The sequence below is a fragment of the Terriglobales bacterium genome (genome assembly GCA_035567895.1).
Lineage (GTDB): Bacteria > Acidobacteriota > Terriglobia > Terriglobales > Acidobacteriaceae > Gp1-AA112.
The window spans coordinates 17,445-39,773 of record DATMPC010000117.1; the positions used below are offsets into that span (position 1 = coordinate 17,445).

Below are 22,329 nucleotides of genomic sequence, written 5' to 3' on the forward strand. Positions count from 1 at the left end.
CGCATGGCCAATTTGCTGGCGACAAAGCCCCTAAGTGTCCTAATGAATGAGGCTCAGGAAACTGGCGAGCACAGCCTGAAACGCGCGCTGGGTCCGGTCAACCTCGTTACTCTCGGCATCGGCGCCATCATCGGAGCCGGAATCTTCGTGCTCACCGGAAATGCTGCCGCACAGTATGCGGGACCAGCTATCACTCTCTCTTATGTGCTTGCCGGCCTAGGCTGCGTCTTTGCCGGACTTTGCTATGCGGAGTTCGCTTCGCTCATTCCCATCGCGGGATCGGCATACACATACGGCTACGCGACGCTCGGCGAGTTCTTTGCCTGGATCATCGGCTGGGACCTGATCCTTGAATATGCTTTTGGCGCGGCGACCGTTGCGTCGGGCTGGGCAGGCACCATCATCTTCTTTTTGCAGAGCTTCGGGATCAACCTACCGCCTCGTTTGACCGCTACGCCGGGAACCGATCTGTACTTTGTCAATAACGCCTGGCAAGCGGCCGGAGCGCCCTCCCTAGTCGGGTTGAGTCCGTCTCAACTGGCGGCCTTGCCCCATGAAGTAGGCATCTTCAATCTGATCGCATTCCTTGGGATCATGATGATTACCGTCATCCTGGTTGTCGGCATCAAGGAGTCTGCCAACTTCAACACAACCATTGTGTTCATCAAACTCGTGGCCGTTGTGATTTTTATCGCGGTAGCTGCCAGTTGGGTAATCGCACATCCGGCGCAAGCGCGCGCAAATTGGACTCCGTTTATCCCCCTGAACACCGGATCATTCGGATCCCACGGATGGTCGGGCATAGCCCGCGGAGCCTCAGTCGTCTTCTTCGCATACATTGGCTTTGACGCCGTTTCTACTGCTGCGCAAGAAGCGCGCAACCCGCAGCGAGACATGCCGATCGGCATCATGGGGTCGCTCCTGATTTGCACTTTCCTCTATATCGTGGTCGCAGGTCTGCTCACCGGCGTCGTGCACTATCCATCGCTCAACGTCGCAGCCCCCGTGTCTTTGGCAATGCAGCAGATCGGGCTCAGATGGGGCAGCATCCTGGTGAATGCCGGAGCGATCGCCGGACTGAGTACCGTCATGCTGGTCATGATGCTGGGACAGACGCGAGTCTTCTACTCAATGTCACGCGATGGATTACTTTGGAAATGGGCTGGCGAAATCCATCCACGTTTTCGCACGCCGTGGAAAAGCACAATCATCATGGGATTGTTTGTTGGCGTTTTCACGAGCGTTGTTCCTATCGGCATTCTCGGGCAGCTCGTCTCGATCGGTACTCTGCTCGCATTCGTGATCGTCAGTGTTGGTGTGATGATCCTCCGGAAACGTCGTCCTGATCTTCACCGGCCGTTCCGCACTCCGTGGGTCCCGTTCGTGCCGATTATGGCCATCGTTCTGGCTCTCGGGCTTATGCTCGCGCTTCCACATGACACCTGGATTCGCCTGGTCGTGTGGCTGGCGATCGGCATGGTCATTTACTTCACCTATGGCCGCCATCACAGCAAGGTGCAGCAGGGGCATCCAGAAGCAGTACTCGAACCAACGCGGTAAACGCAAGAAATACTTCAGGCTTGGTATCATCCTCAATCGGGTGATTTCGTGATCGGGTGATTTGTGATCGCGAAATCACCAAATCGCGAAATCACGCAATCCTCCCATCCTCCGCTGCATTCTCGTCCTCCTATAGAATTCCTCCGCGATGGCGCTCTCACTTGCCAGAAATCCGCTTCATGCATTTCGCAGACTGCTATGGATCGGCGTTGCTCTATTACTGGTTTCCGCAATTGGAACCATCGGTTATCGCTCCATCGAAGGCTGGAGTTGGCTTGATAGCTTGTACATGGTTGTGATCACCTTCAGTTCCATCGGATATGGAGAGGTCCATCCGCTTAGCCCAACGGGTCGTGAGTTCACGATTGCTCTAATCAGCTGCGGAGCGGTGCTTGTCGCTCTCGGCATCGGGACACTCACCCAAGCTCTGCTAGAATTCGAGCTTCTTCAATTCTTCGGCAGGCGCAGAGTGGAACGGCAAATCGCTCGTCTTTCCGGACACTACATCATCTGTGGCGCCGGACGCGTGGGCCGCAGCACGGCTCGCGAGCTTGCCCGCAAGCCCGTCCCATTCCTGATCATCGAGAAGGATCAGGCAAAGGCCGAAGGTTTCCCTCCCGAATGGCTAACTATGTTCGGAGATGCCACGCAGGAGAGCACGCTAATCGCAGCGCGCATCGATCAGGCTGCGGGGCTCGTGGCTGCAACTACAACCGATGCCAGCAACATATTCATCGTTCTGAATGCGCGCAGCCTGAATGGAAAATTGAAGATCATCGCGCGGGCCAGCGAGGAGGAATCCGGCAAGCACCTTACCAAGGCGGGCGCCAATTCTGTAATCTCGCCGTACGCGTTCGCCGGGCATCAGATCGCGCAGGGTCTGCTGCGTCCCAACGTTGTCGATTTCCTCACCCTTACTACAGGGCGCGACGGTGGGCACGAAATGGTGATCGAAGAAATCGCGGTTGCACCTCGCTCTCCCCTGGCGGGAATAACAGTCGGGGAGTCGGGAATCCATCGCGATTACGGCATCATCATCCTCGCCATCAAACATTCAGACGGCAACACTTCATTTAATCCAAGAGCCCGTGATGAGATCCGAGCGGGCGATTACCTGATCGCCATGGGGGAACCCGCAAGCATGTCCAACCTCGAGCTGGCCGCCGGCAATCCCCAATGAAAATCGTTACAGCCGCTGAAATGCGGGAGATCGATCGCATCACCACTGAGAAATACGGCGTCCCTTCCTTAACCCTCATGGAGAATGCGGGTGGCGGGGTTGCGCGATTTGTGTTGCAACAGTACCCGCAAGCAAAGCGAATTACTGTCGTATGCGGCAAGGGAAACAACGGTGGTGATGGATTCGTCGCTGCGCGGAAGCTACATGAAGCTGGACGGGATGTTCGAGTCGTGCTGCTGGCTGAGCCCAACGATGTAAAAGGAGATGCACGCGAGAATCTGAAACGACTGCCCTTATCGCCAACAATTGCCAACTCGACGGCAATGCTCGATGCGAACAACAGCCTCTTCAGCGAAACGGACTTGCTGCTCGATGCGATCTTTGGCACAGGCTTTCGTCCTCCCCTGCCCGAGCTTGCGAACCATGCGATCGAGCTGATCGGGAAGTCCAGCGCTGCAGTGATCTCGGTCGATATCCCTTCCGGCGCTGATGCCGATTCATTCAACGTGGATCAACCCGGCTCTTGCCGCAGCAGTGCGATCGTAACCTTCACCGCATTGAAGCCGGGCATCGTTTTCTCTGCGCTCACGCGCGGCCCAATCGTGGTCGCGAGAATTGGCTCACCCGACGAAGCCATCGTCTCGAAGCTTGGTTTGGAGTGGAACGAAGTGCCGACGCTTCTGCGCAGGCCGCGGAAACTTAATTCCAATAAGGGACTCTACGGCCACGTGCTGATCGTCGGCGGTTCGCTCGGAAAGTCGGGGGCTCCGACGATGGCATCGACGGCAGCTTTACGAATCGGCGCTGGGCTTGTAACCTGTGCCGTGCCCAGGAGCGTTCAACCAATTGTGGCCGGAGCCATTCCGGAACTGATGACCGAGCCACTGGACGAGAATGCGGCCGGAACAATTTCAGAACGGGCTCTCGATGAAGCTGAATCGAAGCTCCTTCTCCAACGCAAGAATGTGGTGGCGGTTGGCCCTGGATTAGGTCGAGATGCGGAAACAGTGCGAGCGGTTCGTGGCTTCGTTGCGCACTGCCCGCTTCCATTAGTGCTCGACGCCGATGCGCTAAATGCATTCGAACGCGAGAGCAGGCTCCTCGATGGCAGCAAACGGCTCCTCGTGCTCACACCGCACCCGGGCGAGATGGCGCGCCTGACCGGAAGCACGGTCAAGGAAGTCGAAGCCAATCGCATTGATGTTGCGCGGAAATTCGCACGCGAACATCGCGTCATCTTAGTGCTCAAAGGTTGGCGGACACTCATCGCCGATGGCGAAGGCAACATCTGGGTGAACACCACCGGGAATCCGGGACTGGCGAAAGGTGGAAGTGGCGACGCGTTAACCGGAATTATTGCTGGTCTAATCGCCCAGCATTCAGATCACATCGTCGATGCTGCCCGAGCGGGAGTTTACCTGCACGGCTTGGCCGCAGATGCTGCGCTCTCCGCTCAAACTGAGGAAACCATGCTCGCCAGCGACGTAATAGGCGCCCTGCCTGCCGCTCTTCGCATCGCTCGAAAGCCCGCAGATGAATTCATGTTGATCCAACGCGGAGAGCCGCTCTGGTGAAGGCAAATCAAGAGTTGCACAGTCATTCTCCGGAAGAAACCATTGCCGTTGGACACCAGCTCACGCAGTATCTCGAGGCCGGTCAGATGGTTATTTTGCGTGGTGATCTAGGGGCTGGAAAAACAACATTGATAAAGGGCGTCGCTGAAGGCTTTGCCGCCGCTCCTCAGGAAGATGTCACCAGCCCAACTTTCACGTTGGTCCACGAATACCGCGGGCCGGCCATCACAATTTTTCATATCGATTTATACCGAATCGACACAGAGCGCGAACTGTTAACGTTGGGCATCGACGACCTTCGCGCCGAACTCGGAAGCATCTTACTAGTGGAATGGGGAGAGAAGTTTCAGCAAATCACGGCTCAGAGCGACGGGGAAATATCGATTACGAGAACAGGCGAGAGTGACAGAAGAATTATCTATCGTTCGCGAAAGTAGGTCGATTCGATTCTCCAAGGCACAGGCGCTCTCGTGTGTGTCGACTTTGGGCGGAGCCACGGCCGAGGGTCTGCCGCGGCGGATGCCACAAACTCACCAACAACTTACTTCTGCCGAGGCTCAGTTCTCCTCACCACAGTGACTATCAGAAATATTCCGTTAATCGCAGAGAACGCGATGAATCCCATCATCACGTGGAAAGGCTTCACGTGGCGCAGAACAGCGACAATCGCCACCGCCACAAGAATCAGGTCAACCACCACGAAGACAAGCAGTTGTTTTTTGGGCATCAGGTAAAAGCTGTAATCCAGCAGCTAGTAGCCGGCAACCAGTAGCTGCCTAAAACCCCATGATGTTGTAGCCGCAATCAACGTAGATCGTCTCGCCCGTAATTGCCGTACTGAGATCGGAGGCGAGATACAGAGCGGCGTCGCCTACTTCACTTGCTTCCACGTTACGCTTGAGCGGTGCGCGCTCGGCATGCGCCTTCAACATGTCTCCGAGGCCGGAGATGCCGCGCGCAGCCAGGGTCTTGATAGGTCCGGCAGAGATGGCGTTTACCCTTATCTTCTGTTGTCCCAAATCAGCGGCCAAGTACCGAACCGAGGCTTCCAGTGCCGCTTTGGCAACGCCCATTACGTTGTAGCGGGGCACAACTTTCTCGGCGCCGTAATAGGTGAGCGTAATCACGCTTCCACCTTCCGTCATAAGCGGCGTCGCGGCACGAGCAACGGCGATCAAGGAATACACGCTGACATCATGCGCAATTCGAAACCCTTCGCGTGTAGTGAAGATGAAATCATTCTTCAATTCATCTGGGGGAGCGTATGCCACGCTGTGCACGAGCGTGTGCAGTTTGCCGTAACGCGACTTGATCTGATCGAAGAGCTGATTGATCTCCAAGTCGTTCGAAACGTCGCATTGAAACGCTGCCGCTCTCGGAAGAGCTTCTATAAGATCCTTCGCCTCCTGCGCGAGGCGCTCGTTCTGGTAGGTGATAGCCAGCGTAGCCCCTGCCGCCTGCAACTTCTGCGCAATCGCCCACGCGATGCTACGCTTGTTGGCAATCCCAAAAACGATCGCCACTCGACCCTGCATGTTGATCATCAAGTGCTCCGAGAAACTTCTAAGAATACCAGAGGGCCATTTTCACCACGGAGGCACGGAGTACAGGGAGAACAATTCGCAAGTCTCTAGAAGGGTAGTAGATCACGAGCAATTCATCTGTGTGTTCCCCCATTCCTTCGTGATACTCCGTATCCTTCATGGTTAAATTTGTGCCTTTCACCGTGTTCTCCGTGCCTCCGTGGTGAAAGATGGCTTTGTCTTTTGGCTTCATCAGATTGCTTCTCACCATCTCCCCGTTCATAATCCAAGGATAGAGGTGCCCATGCCTTCGGATTTCGATCAGACAAAACGCAAGCTGGATGAAGCAGCATCTAAGATTGAGCAGGAACTCAGGAAGGTCATAAGAACTTTGAACAATGAGGTGGTACCAAAGATGCGAACCGAAGGAACGCAAGCGCTCCGCAGCGTTGCCCAGGAGCTGCAAAAGCTCGCTGACCGGCTCGACGACTCTAAGAAATCGGCTACGCAGCAAAAATGAGATTTACCTTCCTGTTCTTGCTGATGTTGTTGCTGCCACTTGCCGGGTGCGGGCACAAAGAAACTAAGGTGAGCGTTCCTCCGCCACCGGACTTGCCGCCACAACCTTCGGCTACGGCGAAGCCGGCTCCTCCACCAGTCGAAAATCGCGACGCAACGACGCCAACCTTGCCCGCACCAGCAGCCACGAAGCCTATATATACGGAAATGGGACTGGCTAGTTGGTATGGTGCTCCATATCACAATCGGCGCGGCTCTAATGGCGAGAACTACGACATGAACGCGATGACGGCTGCCCATCGCACGCTGCCGCTCAACAGTGTCGTGCGCGTTACGAATGTCAAAACAGGAACGTCCGCTGTAGTGCGCATTACCGACCGTGGGCCGTTCATTGGTGAACGCATTATCGATCTTTCGCTCGCTGCTGCGAAAGCTATCGATGTATGGGAGCCCGGGACCGCATGGGTCCGACTCGAACTCCTCGGAACTCCGGTACCTCTGAATAGCGGGGGGAAATGGGCGGTACAGATTGGCGCATTCGATACTCGCGAAGCTGCGTTGCAGATGAAGCAGTCCGTAATCGACCACTACCACCCGAGTGACGTGCGGGAGTTTACTGGCCCAACAGGGGAATGGGTACGCATCCGCGTCCAGAATGACGACCGCGAATTAGCGGAGCGCATTTCGCAGAGCATCACAACGCCGGAAGGCGGCGTTTTTCTAGTGCGACTAGACTAGGTTTTCCCGGCTGCTTCGTAGAGACGCAGCCCGCCGCGGCGGGCGCCTCTACCTGCGGAACGGGTTAAAGAGGAACGAGAATGGACTGCCTTTTCTGCCGCATTATCCGGGGTGAAATTCCCGCAAAGAAAGTCTATGAAGATGAGGAAACCTTCGTCTTCGAGGACATCAAACCACAAGCTCCAACGCACGTCCTGATCATTCCCAAGAAACACATCGTTGGAGTTAGGGAAGCAAAGGCCGAAGATGCTTCGATCATCGGGAAGCTTCACCTGGTCGCGGCGCAGATCGCGCGTGATCGCAAAATCGAGAATGGATATCGGACGGTGTTCAACGTTGGGCCCGGCGCGGGACAGTCAGTATTCCATTTACATCTGCACCTCTTGGGAGGACGGCTATTGAGTTGGCCTCCGGGATAAATCGATAGGCTGGGCCGGTAGCATCACCCGAACATCGCGTTCAAATCTGCGTACTTCACTGAATCTTCCGCGAAGGTGAATGTTCCGTGCGCCTGCATCTCCCGGGCTGCGCGAAGGAAAGCACTGATCGCCGCCCGCGCTAGCGCGCTGCCGACGCTGACGCGTCTTACTCCGAGCTCCGACAAGTCCGCGAGACTCAGTTGCACACCCTGCAGTCCCATAATGACATTTATCGGCCGATCCAACGATTGGACCACGGTTCGGATGTCCTCCCTGGTCTTCAATCCAGGTGCGAATAGCACATCGGCTCCTGCCTCCTGGAAGGCCTGAAGCCGCGCAACCGTGTCGCGCAGATCAGGACGTCCAACGATAAAGTTCTCCGCGCGTGCGGTTAAAGTAAACGGAAACGCCAAAGAATGTGCCGCCTCCGCCGCCGCACGAACTCGCTCGGCCGCCAGAGAGATTTCGTACGGCGACCGTCCGCGACCTTGGGGGACATCCTCGACCGAGCAGCCCGCGAGTCCGGCTTCGGCAGCGAGGCGAACTGTCTCCGCGACTTGCGCTGGTTTATCTGCGTAACCATTTTCCAGATCAGCACTCACCGGAAGGTCGGTGGCACTAACCAGAGCAGCAGCATGAGCAAGCATCGTGTCACGATCCACGGCGCCGTCCTGCTTGCCGATCGAAAATGCAAATCCGCCACTCGTCGTAGCGAGGGCCTCAAATCCCAGTGTTTGCAATAACCGTGCACTGCCGACGTCCCATGGATTGGGAATGATGAACGCTTCATCTCTCTGATGCAGCGCACGGAAGGCTCTTCCCTTTTCTGTTTGAGTCATTCTGGGCTCCACAATCATTCTAAGGCCACCTGAGGACCAAACTCTCTGAGGCCATTTCCTCTAGACTAGTCTCGCGTGATACCACCTGAACATATGCAGTCTCAACAGAATTTTGAAATACGCAAGTTGCTCGCTAAGGTCGCCTTCCGGACGCTTCAGGCGACGCTTGTTTTCGTCTTAGCGGTTCTGTTTCAGGAACAGTTTGTGCTCTGGCCTTCGCCTGTGGCTGCACAGACGGTCGCACCTCAAGAAACCGAGCATCGAAAGACAAGCACGCCCTACACAGGGGATTTATCGATCTTTGAGAATCCGGATCGTGACAAGAAGTTACAAGTTCAGCGCGTCATGGATATTCTCGGTATCCATTCGGGAAGCAATGTTGCGGACATCGGCGCAGGCTCCGGTTGGTTTACGGTACGAGCAGCAAAGCGAGCTGGAGCAGATGGCACTGTCTATGCAGTGGACATCAGTCCGGAATCGATTCAATACATAGATAAGCGCATTCGCAAAGAGAACATCCGCAATGTCCGTACCATATTGAGCGCTGCGGACGATCCGAAGCTCCCTGAGAACAGTGTCGATTCCGTCTTGATACTCAAGACCTACCATGAAATCGCCGCCCCAGTGCGCTTGTTACAGAATCTGCGGAAGTCCCTGCGAAGCGGAGCGCGCATCGGCATCATTGATCGCAACGGGAATGGCGAGGATCACGGAATCCAGAAGGACGTTGTTGTGAAAGAAGCTGCGCAAGCAGGCTATCGACTGACGGACCAGTACGACTTCGTGAAAGATGACCGGGAAGACTACTTCCTCGTCTTCCAGGTGAATTCAGATCATCCTTGACCGCTTTAGTTATTCGGGCGAATCGATGCCCTCGCACCAATCGCGAAGAGACACGGGATGTTTGCTGCGCACAATTTCTCCCTTCTCTGGCTCGACTTCTTTCGCCACGGGCGCTTCGGTTTTGGGCATTAATCTTCCAAGGCAAACGAGAAGATCTGTACCAGGCAAGCGGGTTGCTCCTGCTTAAGCAACCCGCAAAGTGCTGTTGTCTGAAGAAGCTCGCGAGCTACAGGCCCAGATCGCTTAATCCGGGATGTCCATCAGTACGCCGGCCGAGTGGCCAGCTGAACTTACGATCTGCTTCCCGAATTGGCAGATCGTTGATACATGCGTATCTGAGCCGCATCAGCCCATGCTCGTCGAACTCCCAATTCTCATTTCCGTAGGAGCGAAACCAGTTCCCCGAATCGTCGTGGGATTCATATGCAAAGCGGACGGCGATGCGATTACCTTCGAAGGCCCACAACTCCTTAATGAGGCGATAGTCCAATTCTTTGTGCCACTTCCGTGTGAGAAAGGCGACAATCTCTTTTCTTCCATTCACAAACTCCGCGCGATTTCTCCAGCGTGAGTCCTCCGTGTAAGCCAGAGCTACTTTCTCAGGATCACGCGAGTTCCACGCGTCCTCCGCCAGGCGTATTTTCTGGATCGCAGTCTCGCGAGTAAATGGAGGCAGCGGTGGGCGTGACACAATCTCCACCGGAGCTTCGACAACTGCATTTTGTCCCGGACTCATGGCATCCTCCTTTTCAAGCTTATGAATTGTAATGCGTCGGCCATCGAGGCTGACAAGGCGGAAGTTACCAGAGTCGCAAGTGTTACGAATCCCTAGATGGAGGTATCCGGCGCGGCACGGCTTTGGCGGTATGACAGGGCTCAACAGGCTGTCAGGCTGGTTTTTTATGACCGTCGTGATTCCTCGCGCAGCAAAGGGTGGTCGTCAACAACTGAAAACGCCAATGGCAGGAACAGTCATTTGCTTTCTCTTGCTCGCGGATTCCGCGCAACAGTGCGCTCAGTTTCTGCAGTGGCCGTCTTTTTTGCGTAAAGCCTCGTCAACCAGCGCGGCCGGTTAGGAGGCTGAGATTCCAAACGCAACATGACCAGGCACTTTTAGCTCAACCTCAGTCCCACCTGCCGGACGGCTCAAAACTTTCAGCCTTGCTCCGATCTTCTCAGCACGCTCGCGCATTCCCGGAAGTCCCCAATGTCCATCGCGCCCAGATTGAACTACGTGCGACTTCACCCGGCCCTCGATCACTCCGAATTTGATCGGGCCACCCGCATCCGCGAGCGGCACTATCCTGAACTCAAACGGACTGGGCTGTCCACGCCGCAGGCCGCAACCTCAGAGCAGAGAGAGAGCGATAAGCAAAATCGAGATATTGCGCAAGCCGCGACTCATTTGACGTCATTTAGCCAGGTAGCGGCTCGATTGTAACGGGAAACGAAGTGGGAAGTGCGCTTTCAGCAGACCCAAGTGCCACTAGCGCTGCAGATGGAAGGTTAGGTAAATCGCGCTCAAAAACAGAATCAGCCAGCAGAGGGCAACCGATACTAGCAAACCGGCTACGCCCTGACGTGATTCAGGATCCAGATAGCGGATAGCAGACCAAACCTCTCCATCGGAAAAGGTCTCCTCATCAAGTGTTCGTCTTGCCTTCACTCTATGTCCTCAAGGTTGGTTGCAGTGGAGACGCCCGCCACGACGGGCGTCTCTACCATGCATCGTGTCCCACGCTATACCGCAGCTTCCGCCAATTCGGGAATCTCCCCGCTTCGTTCTCCCTCTTCGACCGAGCGTGCAACGTGTTTGCGCGCCACCAGCATGTAAATGGATGGCACTACAAACAGCGTGAACACCGTTCCGATGATCATGCCACTGACCAACATGATTCCGATGCTGTTACGAGCGCCGGCTCCCGGTCCCTTTGCCAGCACCAACGGAAAGTGGCCTACCACAGTGGCTGCGGTGGTCATGAGGATTGGGCGCAAGCGCGTCTCGGCTGCTTCAATGACCGCGGCCAGCTTGTCTCTACCTTGCTCCTGGAGATGATTGGCGAACTCCACGATCAGGATGCCGTTCTTGGAGACAAGACCAACCAAAGTAATCAGTCCGACCTCGCTATAGATGTTAAGTGTAGTGAACCCGAGGAACGAGAACATCAGCGCGCCCGATATGGCAAGAGGCACTGAACCCGCGAGGACGATGAACGGATCGCGGAAGCTCTCGAACTGCGCTGCCAGGACGAGGTAAATCAGAACCGCAGAGAGCAGGAACGTGCCAAGGAATTTGCTGCCTTCAACACGAAGTTGCCTCGATTCACCTGCGTAATCGACGGTGAATCCCTGCGGCAGGATCTTTTTCGCTTCGTCTTCGAGGAACCGCAACGCCTGATCGAGCGGAACCGGCGGAGGGATCACTCCCTGAATGCGCACGGCATTGAGCTGCTGGAACTTGTTTAGCTGCCGAGGCTCAGTCGTGGTTTTCAGTTTCGCGAACGTTGACAAGGGAACCAGCTGATCGTTCGAGCCCTTAACGTAAATCTGTGTCAGTTGTTCAGGCGTCAGCCGTTCCACGCGTTTCACTTGAGGAATGACCTTGTAACTCTGCCCCTGAATGCTGAACCGATTCACGTAATTTCCACCAAGCAGCGTGGAGAGGTCCTTGCCTGCCTGGCTGAGATCAACGCCTTGAGAGCGGAGTTTGTCGCGATCAAAAACAACTTCGGCCTGCGGTTGGTCAAACTTCAGATCTGAGTCGGCGTAAATGAACATGCCGCTCATAAACGCGCGCTTCACCAGCTCATTGGCGAACTGCGCAAGCTGCTGCGGCTCTGCCGAAGAGGCAATTACGAAGTCCACCGGAAAGTTTCCGCCGCCGGGCAGCGGAGGTGGCGTCAACGGAATTACGCGAACACCCGCGATTTTCGATAGTGGTCCGGTCGATTGGATCAGAAGCTGCTGAGCGGTCTTGTTGCGCTCGCTCCATGGCTTCGTCACCATACCGCCAAAACCGCCTGTGGGATCGGTGATCTGGAAGATGCTCTCGGCTTCAGGAAATGCGTGATAGACGTCGTAGACCTGCGATGCGAACAGCTTCGTCTGATCCAGGGTTGAGTTCGGCGAAGCCTGCAACACTCCGAAGACGACACCCTGATCTTCTGCCGGCGCCAGTTCACGCTGAGAGAAGATGTAGAACGGCACGACCAGGAGCGCGACGATGATCCAGACTCCGAAAACCACCGGCCGATATCGCAACGTGCCGGTCAGCACCCGCTCATAGAGACTGCGCACGGTCTCAAAGCGGCGATTGATCCAGCCTGCAAAGCCACGTTCGGTATCTCCAGCACGGAGCAACTTCGAGCCCATCATCGGCGACAGCGTTAGCGCAACGATTCCCGAAATGATAACTGCACCTGCCAGCGTAAACGCGAACTCACGGAAGAGAGCCCCGGTCAATCCGCCCTGAATACCAACAGGCGCATAGACCGCCGCCAGCGTAATCGTCATCGCAATGATCGGACCCACTAACTCGCGGGCTGCATCGATCGCTGCCTGGAAAGGAGTCTTGCCTTCGTGAAGGTGGCGCTCGACGTTCTCTACCATCACGATCGCGTCGTCCACGACCAGACCCACCGAGAGCACGATCGCTAGCAACGTCAGCAGGTTGATAGTGAAACCCGCCACCAGCATCAGGAAAACAGCACCGACCAGTGACACTGGAATCGCGATCACCGGAATCAGCACTGACCGGAACGAGCCCAGGAATAAGAAGATCACCACGACAACGATGAGGAGCGTTTCCGTAAGAGTGCTCAGCACCTCTTTGATAGCGTCCTGAATGTAGGCCGTCGAGTCGTAGGGAATGCCGACCTTCATTCCGGCAGGCAGCTGTGCACGGATTCCCGGAATGGCATCGCGCACGTTCTTGATTACTTCGAGAGAGTTCGCCGTGGGCAGTACCCAGATACCCATGAACGTGGCTGACTCTCCATTGAAGCGAACGTCCTCGTCATAAGTCTCGGCGCCGAGTACGACGTCGGCGATCTCGCCCAGGCGAACGATCGTTCCCTTATCCTGCTTCACGACAAGTTGACGAAACTCCTCGGCAGTGCGCAGGTCGGTGTTCGCCACCAGGTTCACAGAGACCATCGAGCCCTTCGTGCGTCCGAGGGCCGAGAGATAGTTGTTGTTGGCTAGCGCGTCATGCACCGCCGACGGCGTAATCCCAAGCGCCGCCATCTTCTCCGGCTTGAGCCAAATGCGCATGGCGAAGGTGCGCTTGCCGAGAATGTCGGCGCGTTGAACGCCGCTAACGGCGCTCAGTTTAGGCTGTACAACACGAGTCAGGTAATCGGTAATCTGGTTCTGATCCAGATCCGACGAGGAGAACCCCAGGTACATCGACGCAAACTGCGTGTCCGCGGTTTGCAATTCAATGATTGGAGCCTCGGCTTCCGGCGGCAAATCGTTGCGAACCTGCGCTACCTTTGCCTGAATCTGCGTGAGCGCGGCATTGGTGTCATAGTTGAGCTTCAGGTGCACGGTGATCGTGCTTATGCCCTGCGCGCTCGACGATTCCATGTAGTCGATGCCATCAGCGCTGGCGATCACCCGCTCGAGCGGCGTCGTGATGAATCCTCGCACCAGGTCCGCATTCGCGCCGACGTACACTGTCGAAACCTGCACTACCGCGATGTCACTCCGCGGATACTGCCGCACGCTCAATGAACGAATCGCCTGCAGACCGGCGATCAGGATCACCAAATTGACACAGATCGCGAGTACCGGTCGCTTGATGAAGAGATCCGTGATTTTCATTTAGTTGTCCTCAGGCTTAGGAGCCGGATTATTCCCGGGTTGGATCTTGTTGTTCACCGCCACCGCCGCGCCATTGCGCAGCTTGAAGACGCCGGACGTGACCACCTCGTCTCCCGGCTTAAGTCCCGAGATGACGCCGACCTGATCGCCACGCGAGCCCTCAACTTTCACGAACTGCTGGCGCACCCCACGGTAAGTCTCGCCGGTGGGACTCTTCAGATCGCTGACGACAAACACCGAATCGCCAAACGGCGCATAGCTGATGGCGGATGCCGGCAGCGGAAGCACCGTGCGCTGCTCTCCCACTCCCACTTCCACCTGGACAAACATGCCGGGATGCAGCTTGCCACCAGGGTTGGCCATCGTTGCCTGCACCTGAACGTTGCGCGTCGCCTGATCCACAACCGAGTCGAGGGCGTTGACGCGGCCACTAAATACCGTGCCCGGTAGGCTATCGCTGGTGATGCGCACGTTGCGGCCTGCCTGCATCCGCCCCACAATTTGCTGTGGCACGCTGAAGTTCACGTAAATCGGATCGAGCGACTGCAGCGAGACGATCGGATTACCGGCGGCCAGGTACTGTCCCAAATTGACCTGACGGATTCCCAGTACTCCCGAAAAGGGCGCGCGAATCGTCTTACGGTCGATAGTGGCCTTGATCTCGGCAGTATTGGCCTCAGTCTGACGTTGATCCGCGATTGCCTTGTCATAATCCTGGCGCGAGATCACGCCTTCGTTTACGAGCTGCTGCATGCGGTCATAGTTGATCTTCGCCAGATCCTGCTGCGCCTTCATCGCCGCCAACTGGGCTCGCTCCTGCCGCGTATCGAGCTGCACGAGCACTTCGCCTTCCTGAACCCACTTCCCGGAATCGAACTTGATCTGGTCCACCGTGCCCGGCAGATCGGCGCTCACCGTAACTCCGTGGATGGCGTTCATCGTCCCAACTATGTTGAGCGTCGACGGCCAGATTTCCTGTTTGGTAACAATTGTCGTGATCGCTTCTGGAGGTGGAGTGAACGCGTGAGACTTTACCGCCGCCTGAACCTGCCGCATCTTGAAATAGCCGAGGCTTCCGATGACTGCTGCAGCCACGACCAACATGAGAAACATCCGCTTCGCCATTAGGTTCCCCTCGTGCGGGACGATTCTTACCCCTGAGGCAGCGGCTCGTCCCAACCCGCTTCCCCGGTAGCCCTCTTTAATAAGGAGCGCAATCTTTTTGGTGTGTTCAGCTAGCAACTGCCCCGACGCTGGCCGCCGAGTTCAATACCGATAGCCGAACGTTTACTACTCACTTGTGGCCCTATGCTGCCGAGATAGAAGATGGGATATCTCGGATGCGGGAAAAGATGCGAAAAGTTATTTCGCCCCGTAGTCCTCTCGTCCAGGCAGACGAAGAGGTGCTCAGGCACACAGAAAGACAGTATATCTGCGCGTTTCGTAATTGCTAGAGTTCGGAACATCATGTTTGCCCTTTTTACAAAGTTTTTACGTGTATTTTTCTCTTCTGTCTCCACGACGAATGGAACGCAGCGAAATCGACCGAGGTTCCAAAAGAATTCGAAATAGCTCTGATTCACGATCTCGATAAAACCCGGGCGACCTCGCCGAGCGTAGGAAAAGGTCCAAGAGAGCGAGCCAGAGCGTCCGTCCCGGTATTATCCAACTAAGAATCAAGGCTAGAGATCCTTAGAACCCCGGTGGAAGGATCTTTAGTCGTCAGCGGAACAATCAATGCGGGTGTACCATATCGCCCGCAGGTTTTTTCTTTCCAAAACGGGAGAAATCCATGCCCAAAAACATCGTCATCTGCTGCGATGGCACCAGCAATGAGTTCAGCGCTGAGAATTCCAACGTCGTTAAGCTCTACCAAACGTTGGTTTGCAATCCGACACAGCTGTGTTATTACCATCCCGGAGTGGGCACGATGGGAGCTCGAAGCGCTCTCACTGCCATCGGCAAGTGGTGGACGAAGATCATCGGTCTCGCTTTCGGCTACGGTATCTCGGACAACATCGCCGACGCCTATCAGTTCCTAATGCGGAATTTTGAAACCGAAGACAAGGTGTACGTCTTCGGATTCAGTCGCGGCGCCTACACTGCCCGGGCTCTTTGCGGAATGCTACACATCGTCGGCCTGCTGACGCGGGGCAACGAAGGCTTGATCCCCTATGCCATCCGAATGATCAAAAGCAAGCAAATCGACTTCAAAGTTGCGGCCCACTTCAAAAGCACCTTCTCCCGCGAATGCAAGCCGCATTTCATTGGGGTGTGGGACACGGTCAGCTCCCTTGGCTGGATCTATAACGCCGTACGCTTCCCCTTCACGAACCTCGCCCGCAATAGCGACATCTCCGTCGTGCGGCATGCAGTCTCCATCGATGAGCGCCGCGCATTCTTCCGCCAAAACCTCTTCGGCGCGCCTAAGAATCCGACGCAGGACGTGAAGGAGGTCTGGTTCGCTGGAGTCCACTGCGATGTGGGTGGCGGCTACGTGGAAGAGCAGAGCCAACTCTCGAAAATCGCGTTGCGTTGGATACTCTGCGAAGCGGAGGCCGCTGGGCTTGCCGTAGACCCGAACCGCGAGGCGGACATTCTCGGCGCCAAGCCGCCAAACGTAGCGCCTGATCCCAATACCAAATACCAGCACGAGTCTCTAGAGAAATGGTGGTGGATAGCGGAAGTCTGGCCGAAGATCGCGTACCGATTGGGCGCTGACGGCACATGGCGCAAGACACTTCGCATCAATCTGGGACGGCGACGCTTTATTGCACCAGGAGTGCTTGTCCATGAATCTGTGGAGGCTCGACTCAGGAATCCCGATCTAGGCTACAAGCCCAGTAACTTGCCCGAGCAGCGGCAGGTCATCTATGACCGTTGTGTAACGACCACAACAGCCTCTGCGTGACTTAGCGGTCGTGTATGACAAAAGCTAGGAAGAAGACGTCCGCCAAAGCCTCTTGTCCCGTAAGAAACATGGCCGCAGCAATAACAAGGATAAATACAGGGGAGAATCGTTGCGAGCGGCTGAACCTTTTGAATTCTGCCCAAAATCTGAAAATTTTACTTGGGCTGAGGCATTTAACAGGGATTCTCGCTTTTTTCCTCCAAAGCCGCACATTCTCCTGCCCTTAGCGCTTTTTTGGCCGGATTGCGGCAACAATATCAGGGATTCCACAGGGATTTTTCTGTTCTGAAATGGAACTACCTTTCTTCGAGATGCGCGATTGTCTTCTGAAAATAATTCGAAATATGCATTCCGAAATTCGCTAGTGCTCATTTTTCCGACGCTTCTCAGGCGGCTTACTCCCTGCAAATCCTGTAGTTAGCGCGAACGCAGCTTTGCGCTCTCGCGCCATTTGTCTGCGAACGACGGATTTCTTACCGTCGTTCTGCAACTCCGCAAGTTGTTGATCCCATTTTGAAACCAAATGTTATGCGAGCGACGGACGAAGTTTGACTCTGCTTTCGAAATCGTGGTACCAAGAAAATAAGGTAGTGAAGATTTGGCGAAGGCGACAGGAGCGAACACAACCATGCGAAAGTACAAGGTCGGATACTGCCGGCCACCCAAGCATACGCAGTTCAAAAAGGGACAATCAGGCAATCCCGGCGGACGGCCAAAGGGCACTCTCAACGTAGCCACCGTTCTCGAAAACACGCTGAGACAAACGGTGGAGGTGACTGACGAGAAAACGAACGAGAAGAGAACGATCACCAAGCTGGAAGCAGCGATCCAGCGCCTTGTCGACAACGCTGTTGAGGGCGACAACTACGCCTTCCGCGTGCTGTCGGTTCTAACCCAAGTTCTCTACGAACCGGAAAAAGCTCCAACCAGCGCGGAACTCGAAGCGGCAGATCAAAAGGCTCTCGACATTCTGGTTCGGAGCTTTAATGCCGCGCAGTCTACGCAGAACTGATTTTTCACCACGGAGGAAAAAACCGGAATGAAACCACGAAGGACACGAAGGAAGGATTTAAATCGCAATTCCTTCGTGAACCTTCGTGTCCTTTGTGGTTAACTCTTGCCTCTCTGCGCGACTCGTCGTCCCGTTTGGGGAAACAATGAATCTCAATTCCGATCAATTGGATAGTCTCTTTCGCCGTAACTTCTATTCGTTTCTTATACGCAGCTTTGTCGAGTTGAATCCGGCGACTGAGGTTGCGGAGAACTGGCACATCGAGGTGATGGCGCAGGAACTCGAGCGCTGCCGGCTTGGCGAGATCAAGCGGCTGATCGTCAATCTGCCGCCGCGGTCGCTAAAGTCGCATTGCGCGTCGGTCGCATTGCCCGCCTGGATCATGGGACACAATCCGAGCGCGCAGATCATCTGCGCCAGCTACGCCCAGGACCTTGCCGACAAGCACGCCATCGATTGCCGCGCTCTCATGAACAGCGAGTTCTACCAGCGGCTCTTTCCCGCCACTCGACTGTCACCGGAGAAGCGGGCCGTAGGCGATTTTCTGACCACAGCGCGCGGATGCCGCAAGGCAACGTCGGTAGGCGGCGTGCTCACCGGACGCGGCGCCGACTTCATCATCATCGACGATCCGCTGCAGCCCGACAAAGCGCTCTCCGACACGCGCCGCAACGCCTGCAACGACTGGTATGACAACACGCTGGTCAGCCGCCTCAATCACAAACTCACCGGCTGCATCCTCATCGTGATGCAACGCCTGCACGAAGACGACCTTGTCGGGCACGTGCTCGAAACCGAGCGCCGCCAGGCAATCGACGTCGAACCGAAATGGAACGTCGTGCGCTTTGCGGCGATCGCCGACGAAGAGGAAACCCATGTAGTCCAACGCCTCGGCCAGACGTTTACATATACCCGTCGCGCCGGAGAGATCCTGCATCCCGAGCGCGAACCGCGCGAGATCCTCGACCAACTGCGCGAAACCCTGGGCGAGTACCACTTCGCCGGACAATACCAGCAGTCACCTGCTCCTCAGGGCGGCGGCATAGTAAAGCCCGCCTGGTTCAAGACCTACACCGAGTCCGAGCGTCCGCAGCAGTTCGACTGCATCTTCCAGAGTTGGGACACGGCCAACAAAGCCACGGAGCTGAGCGACTACAGCGTCTGCACCACCTGGGGAGTACTCAGAACCCCCGGCAGTACCGGAGCGGGGAGCAGCATGAGCTGGGGTATCAGCCGGGTCTATCTGCTCGACGTACTGCGCCTGAGACTGGACTATCCCGAACTGAAACGCATGGTGCGCGAGCACGCCGCACGCTGGAGCGCAAAGAACGTGCTGATCGAAGACAGAGCCTCGGGCACACAGCTTTGCCAGGAGCTGGTCCACGAAGGCATGCACTTTATCCAAAAATGCCAGCCGAAGAACGACAAGATCATGCGCATGCACACAGTCACAAGCACCATCAAGAACGGCTTCGTCTACCTGCCGGAGAAGGCTCCGTGGCTTGCCCAGTACGTGCACGAGCTGGCCACGTTCCCAAACGGGAAACACGACGACCAGGCCGACTCCACCTCACAAGCACTCGACTGGATGAAGAGCTTTCTCTTCGAGCCCGGGATCGTCCAATACTACCGCCGGGAGGCCGAGAAGCTGAAGACGGAGCAACAACAGACAGAACCGGACCCACCCCCGCGGCTTACCAGGGAGTGGTACTACCGCACACATGGAATGAGGTAGAAGCGGCTCCGGTGGCTCGCGTCGTGCGAAGTCTGGATTACGTTCCATCTGGAAGCTGTGAAAAAATTGATTTCCGAGATTTGGGCTAATCTGATCGCCGAAAAACTTTGCGTTTAGATGGCCCATAAACGACTTCGAGCAGCTCGCCAGACATTTTTGATCACCCCAAGGATCGCAGCAAAACGGAAGAAATCGATTTTTTCACAGCTTCCTGTCCCTAGGATTCCAAGTACGGATGCGAAGTGTACTGGGAACGTTCCGTCTGGAAGACGTGAAAAAATGAGTTAGGGCCGTAGATGAAATCCCATGAACGCGGGTGACCTACTGTGTTTTCTGTGGCGTTCATTGGCGGCACTCACCGGATTCGCGCTGGAAGGACTGCGAGATGCGGAAAGGGTTTACGAGAAAACCACAAGTGGACGAGCCCGCGGCGCGAGGCAAGAACTACATAACGCGGAGCGGGCTGCAGCGCCTCAAAGATGAGCACCAGTTTCTGCTCACCAGGGAACGCCCGGCGGTGGTGGAGGTGGTGGCGTGGGCTGCCGGCAACGGCGATCGCAGTGAAAACACCGACTATAAGTACGGCAAGCGGCGGCTGCGGCAGATCGATGGGCGGATTCGCTTTCTAACGAAGCGAATCGAAGCCGCGGAAGTGGTGGACCCGGAAGCTCCGAGAGCGGGGCAGCAGAAGACGAGGGCATTTTTCGGAGCGACCGTGCGCTATGCCAATGCCGCGGGAGCGGAGCGAGTAGTGAGCATCGTGGGCATTGACGAGGTCGATCTCAACCGCAACCACATCAGTTGGGTGTCACCTCTGGGGCGCGCGTTGATAAAGTCGGCAGCGGGCGACAGCGTAGTTCTCCAAGCGCCGGGCGGTACGGAATACCTGACCGTGCTGGAAGTGTGTTACCAGCGCATTTCTGTGGAACCGTTCCGTGAACCACCTGGATCCGAGGCCTCGACAAAGGGACTCCCTCGCCGACGCTAATCGACCTGACGAAGAAGAGACGAAATTACACATGACGGTTCGTGCGGGTATGTTGCCAACGGCATCGCTGCCCACCCCGCGAACACCGCGCGGAGTGGGGCACCCACTGTATGGACCTCAACAAAAAGCGACGAACCGAATCCTATTTCGGGAATGGGTGGGCCACCCGCCCAGCAGACAGAACCGGACCCGCCCCCGCGCCTTACCAGGGAGTGGTACTACCGCACGCATGGAATGAGGTAGAACCGGCTCCGGCGGCTAATGCGGCGTTAGAAATCTGGATTACGTTCCGTCTGTTCCTGGTTTTCCGTTGTTTCGTTATTCGATCTCCACGAGATGCCTGCTCTCAATTCCCGAAATGCCCCTTCGCGTAAGTCGATATTTCCCATTTGTGCATACTATATAGTCCTTGTCATGTTCGAGTTGGGCCAAGGTTCGGGTTAAGTTTCTCCGCTGCGTCGGCTTGAGCCAGCCCGAGAGCTCGGCCGGAGTCGCACCTGAGTCGGCGCAATGATAGAGCAGCAAAAGTATGCGGTCGCTGGGACCGAGCGAGGGTCGAAGAGTTTTTAGGAAATCGCCGAACTGTTCGACGGCAGGAACTCGGCGAACGGTTATTGCCTTGACGAGGGCAAACGCTCGGTCCGGCGACACCCCATGTGCAAGGCGCACGAACTCTGCTAACACCCAATCCATCGCAGCGGACACAAAGGATGAATCTTGCAGGTTAGGATCTATGCCATCGGCAAGATGCGCCGCATCACGCTTGTTCCGTATGTCATAGATGACACGCAGAGTCCGTGGAATATGTAGCCGAATCGAGTCCGATGCACTCGTCGAAGCTAGATTAGACAAATTTCTTATAATGCCGTCAGTGTCCAGTTGAGTTCCAAGAGGTGTCACGGGAAGACCGCCAGCGTGCTGCAGCATGCGAAAAGCAGCCTCTGCAAACCTGCCCCCCTCCACCTCGTTTGGTCGCATTCGACCGAGGTAGAAGTTTTTCTTTTGCTCAACGTAACACTCGATCAGTTCGCCAACCAAGTACTCGGGAAAGCGGTTGATGAGGGAAGTCCTAACGGCAGGGTCAATCATCTCAGCTCTTGGTCATTTCCTTTACGAGTGCAGCTGCGCGCTTCAGACCTGGCGCCGTGAGACCCCATCCCTTGTCCTTGCTGCCCGTAAATTCATTTCCTTTCTCTTTCATATGGGTGGAGTGATTTGGCGCGTCGTAACAACCGAGCCGTTCGCAGAGTGCCCTACCCGACTTGTCATCGAAGTTAGGGTTGCCGATGGATAAAAGGCTCGCGAGACCAGCTAACACGTAGGCGTTGTACGTCTTTTCCTTCTTGCTTTTACCGGGAACATCTCCGGCAATGACATCAGCAGTTCCGTTCTCGAAATGGAACACTTGCTGAAGTTCATCTAGCGAGACACTGTTCTGCTTCATCCACGCTTGCGCCCGCGCAGGCAATGTCGAATGGGCCTCTTCCGTATCGGTAAGCACAGCCCTGTCTTCCACGACCTTAAACGACCCTGGCGGAAACGCTTCCCCAAGCAACGTCAACGAAGCTTGAATCACACGGAGACGCTCAGGCGATTCAATTGGCGTGAGCAGTTCCACGATTTCGGCGACAATCTCAGTCGTCTTCTTGTTAGTCATCGCTACA

Annotated in this window: 23 protein-coding genes; 12 read left to right on the top strand and 11 right to left on the bottom strand. The window is 55.9% G+C overall.

Features of this window, described 5'->3' with window-relative positions; all coding sequences use genetic code 11:
- Positions 1 to 3: 3 nt before the first annotated feature.
- From VNX88_25075 to tsaE, 4 genes are all read left to right on the top strand, one after another.
- Positions 4 to 1,560: an amino acid permease gene (locus VNX88_25075; protein ID HWY71964.1), complete on the top strand. Its 1,557-nt coding sequence runs from the start codon at positions 4 to 6 to the stop codon at positions 1,558 to 1,560.
- Positions 1,561 to 1,708: 148 nt separating this feature from the next.
- A complete protein-coding gene (locus VNX88_25080) occupies positions 1,709 to 2,740 on the top strand; it encodes a potassium channel protein (protein HWY71965.1) in 1,032 nt (343 codons plus the stop codon).
- Positions 2,737 to 4,314 (top strand): NAD(P)H-hydrate dehydratase, encoded by a 1,578-nt coding sequence (locus VNX88_25085; protein HWY71966.1) that lies wholly within the window; start codon positions 2,737 to 2,739, stop codon positions 4,312 to 4,314. Before VNX88_25080 ends, VNX88_25085 begins: the two co-directional genes overlap by 4 nt.
- Complete coding sequence (gene tsaE, locus VNX88_25090; protein HWY71967.1) at positions 4,311 to 4,751, top strand: tRNA (adenosine(37)-N6)-threonylcarbamoyltransferase complex ATPase subunit type 1 TsaE; 441 nt, start codon at positions 4,311 to 4,313, stop codon at positions 4,749 to 4,751. Before VNX88_25085 ends, tsaE begins: the two co-directional genes overlap by 4 nt.
- A 104-nt stretch (positions 4,752 to 4,855) precedes the next feature.
- Here tsaE and VNX88_25095 read toward each other — a convergent pair whose 3' ends face one another.
- From VNX88_25095 to VNX88_25105, 3 genes are read right to left on the bottom strand one after another with little or no spacing between them, the layout of a single operon-like run.
- Complete coding sequence (locus VNX88_25095) at positions 4,856 to 5,041, bottom strand: hypothetical protein (protein HWY71968.1); 186 nt, start codon at positions 5,039 to 5,041, stop codon at positions 4,856 to 4,858.
- A gap of 49 nt (positions 5,042 to 5,090) precedes the next feature.
- Entirely contained in the window at positions 5,091 to 5,858 is a 768-nt protein-coding gene (locus VNX88_25100; GenBank protein ID HWY71969.1) for an enoyl-ACP reductase, read from the bottom strand.
- A gap of 19 nt (positions 5,859 to 5,877) precedes the next feature.
- Positions 5,878 to 6,090 (bottom strand): hypothetical protein, encoded by a 213-nt coding sequence (locus VNX88_25105; GenBank protein HWY71970.1) that lies wholly within the window; start codon positions 6,088 to 6,090, stop codon positions 5,878 to 5,880.
- A gap of 51 nt (positions 6,091 to 6,141) precedes the next feature.
- Here VNX88_25105 and VNX88_25110 point away from each other — a divergent pair, with 51 nt between their 5' ends.
- From VNX88_25110 to VNX88_25120, 3 genes are all read left to right on the top strand, one after another.
- Positions 6,142 to 6,357, top strand: a complete 216-nt coding sequence (locus tag VNX88_25110) for a hypothetical protein (protein HWY71971.1) — start codon at positions 6,142 to 6,144, stop codon at positions 6,355 to 6,357.
- Positions 6,354 to 7,094 carry a septal ring lytic transglycosylase RlpA family protein gene (locus VNX88_25115; protein HWY71972.1) on the top strand — a complete coding sequence of 247 codons (741 nt, stop codon included), beginning with the start codon at positions 6,354 to 6,356 and terminating at the stop codon, positions 7,092 to 7,094. The genes VNX88_25110 and VNX88_25115 overlap by 4 nt, the downstream gene beginning before the upstream one ends.
- Positions 7,095 to 7,174: 80 nt before the next feature.
- Positions 7,175 to 7,513 carry a histidine triad nucleotide-binding protein gene (locus VNX88_25120; protein HWY71973.1) on the top strand — a complete coding sequence of 113 codons (339 nt, stop codon included), beginning with the start codon at positions 7,175 to 7,177 and terminating at the stop codon, positions 7,511 to 7,513.
- 23 nt (positions 7,514 to 7,536) lie between these two features.
- On the opposite strand, the gene VNX88_25125 is transcribed toward VNX88_25120, so the two are convergent.
- The gene (locus VNX88_25125) at positions 7,537 to 8,352 is read right to left on the bottom strand and encodes an isocitrate lyase/phosphoenolpyruvate mutase family protein (GenBank protein HWY71974.1); all 816 of its coding nucleotides are present in this window, start codon (positions 8,350 to 8,352) and stop codon (positions 7,537 to 7,539) included.
- A 93-nt stretch (positions 8,353 to 8,445) separates the two neighbouring features.
- Here VNX88_25125 and VNX88_25130 point away from each other — a divergent pair, with 93 nt between their 5' ends.
- Entirely contained in the window at positions 8,446 to 9,195 is a 750-nt protein-coding gene (locus tag VNX88_25130; protein HWY71975.1) for a methyltransferase domain-containing protein, read from the top strand.
- 226 nt (positions 9,196 to 9,421) lie between these two features.
- Here the strand turns inward: VNX88_25130 and VNX88_25135 are convergent, their stop codons facing one another.
- From VNX88_25135 to VNX88_25155, 5 genes are all read right to left on the bottom strand, one after another.
- Positions 9,422 to 9,931, bottom strand: coding sequence for a nuclear transport factor 2 family protein (locus tag VNX88_25135; GenBank protein HWY71976.1), 510 nt, complete (start codon positions 9,929 to 9,931; stop codon positions 9,422 to 9,424).
- 336 nt (positions 9,932 to 10,267) lie between these two features.
- Positions 10,268 to 10,495 (bottom strand): hypothetical protein, encoded by a 228-nt coding sequence (locus tag VNX88_25140; protein ID HWY71977.1) that lies wholly within the window; start codon positions 10,493 to 10,495, stop codon positions 10,268 to 10,270.
- Positions 10,496 to 10,681: 186 nt separating this feature from the next.
- The gene (locus VNX88_25145; GenBank protein ID HWY71978.1) at positions 10,682 to 10,861 is read right to left on the bottom strand and encodes a hypothetical protein; all 180 of its coding nucleotides are present in this window, start codon (positions 10,859 to 10,861) and stop codon (positions 10,682 to 10,684) included.
- Between the two features lie 74 nt (positions 10,862 to 10,935).
- A complete protein-coding gene (locus tag VNX88_25150; GenBank protein ID HWY71979.1) occupies positions 10,936 to 14,019 on the bottom strand; it encodes an efflux RND transporter permease subunit in 3,084 nt (1,027 codons plus the stop codon).
- The gene (locus VNX88_25155) at positions 14,020 to 15,144 is read right to left on the bottom strand and encodes an efflux RND transporter periplasmic adaptor subunit (GenBank protein HWY71980.1); all 1,125 of its coding nucleotides are present in this window, start codon (positions 15,142 to 15,144) and stop codon (positions 14,020 to 14,022) included.
- Between the two features lie 667 nt (positions 15,145 to 15,811).
- On the opposite strand from VNX88_25155, the gene VNX88_25160 reads away from it, so the two are divergent.
- The 4 genes from VNX88_25160 (at position 15,812) to greB (ending at position 20,665) form a co-directional block, all read left to right on the top strand.
- Positions 15,812 to 16,930: a DUF2235 domain-containing protein gene (locus VNX88_25160; protein HWY71981.1), complete on the top strand. Its 1,119-nt coding sequence runs from the start codon at positions 15,812 to 15,814 to the stop codon at positions 16,928 to 16,930.
- Positions 16,931 to 17,558: 628 nt separating this feature from the next.
- Entirely contained in the window at positions 17,559 to 17,942 is a 384-nt protein-coding gene (locus VNX88_25165) for a DUF5681 domain-containing protein (GenBank protein ID HWY71982.1), read from the top strand.
- A gap of 145 nt (positions 17,943 to 18,087) precedes the next feature.
- Positions 18,088 to 19,677 (top strand): phage terminase large subunit, encoded by a 1,590-nt coding sequence (terL, locus tag VNX88_25170; GenBank protein ID HWY71983.1) that lies wholly within the window; start codon positions 18,088 to 18,090, stop codon positions 19,675 to 19,677.
- A 385-nt stretch (positions 19,678 to 20,062) separates the two neighbouring features.
- Positions 20,063 to 20,665, top strand: a complete 603-nt coding sequence (gene greB, locus VNX88_25175) for a transcription elongation factor GreB (GenBank protein ID HWY71984.1) — start codon at positions 20,063 to 20,065, stop codon at positions 20,663 to 20,665.
- A gap of 318 nt (positions 20,666 to 20,983) precedes the next feature.
- On the opposite strand, the gene VNX88_25180 is transcribed toward greB, so the two are convergent.
- Together VNX88_25180 and VNX88_25185 are read right to left on the bottom strand one after the other, a co-directional pair.
- Positions 20,984 to 21,754, bottom strand: a complete 771-nt coding sequence (locus VNX88_25180) for a hypothetical protein (protein HWY71985.1) — start codon at positions 21,752 to 21,754, stop codon at positions 20,984 to 20,986.
- 1 nt (position 21,755) lies between these two features.
- Positions 21,756 to 22,322 carry a hypothetical protein gene (locus VNX88_25185; GenBank protein ID HWY71986.1) on the bottom strand — a complete coding sequence of 189 codons (567 nt, stop codon included), beginning with the start codon at positions 22,320 to 22,322 and terminating at the stop codon, positions 21,756 to 21,758.
- Positions 22,323 to 22,329 lie beyond the last annotated feature (7 nt).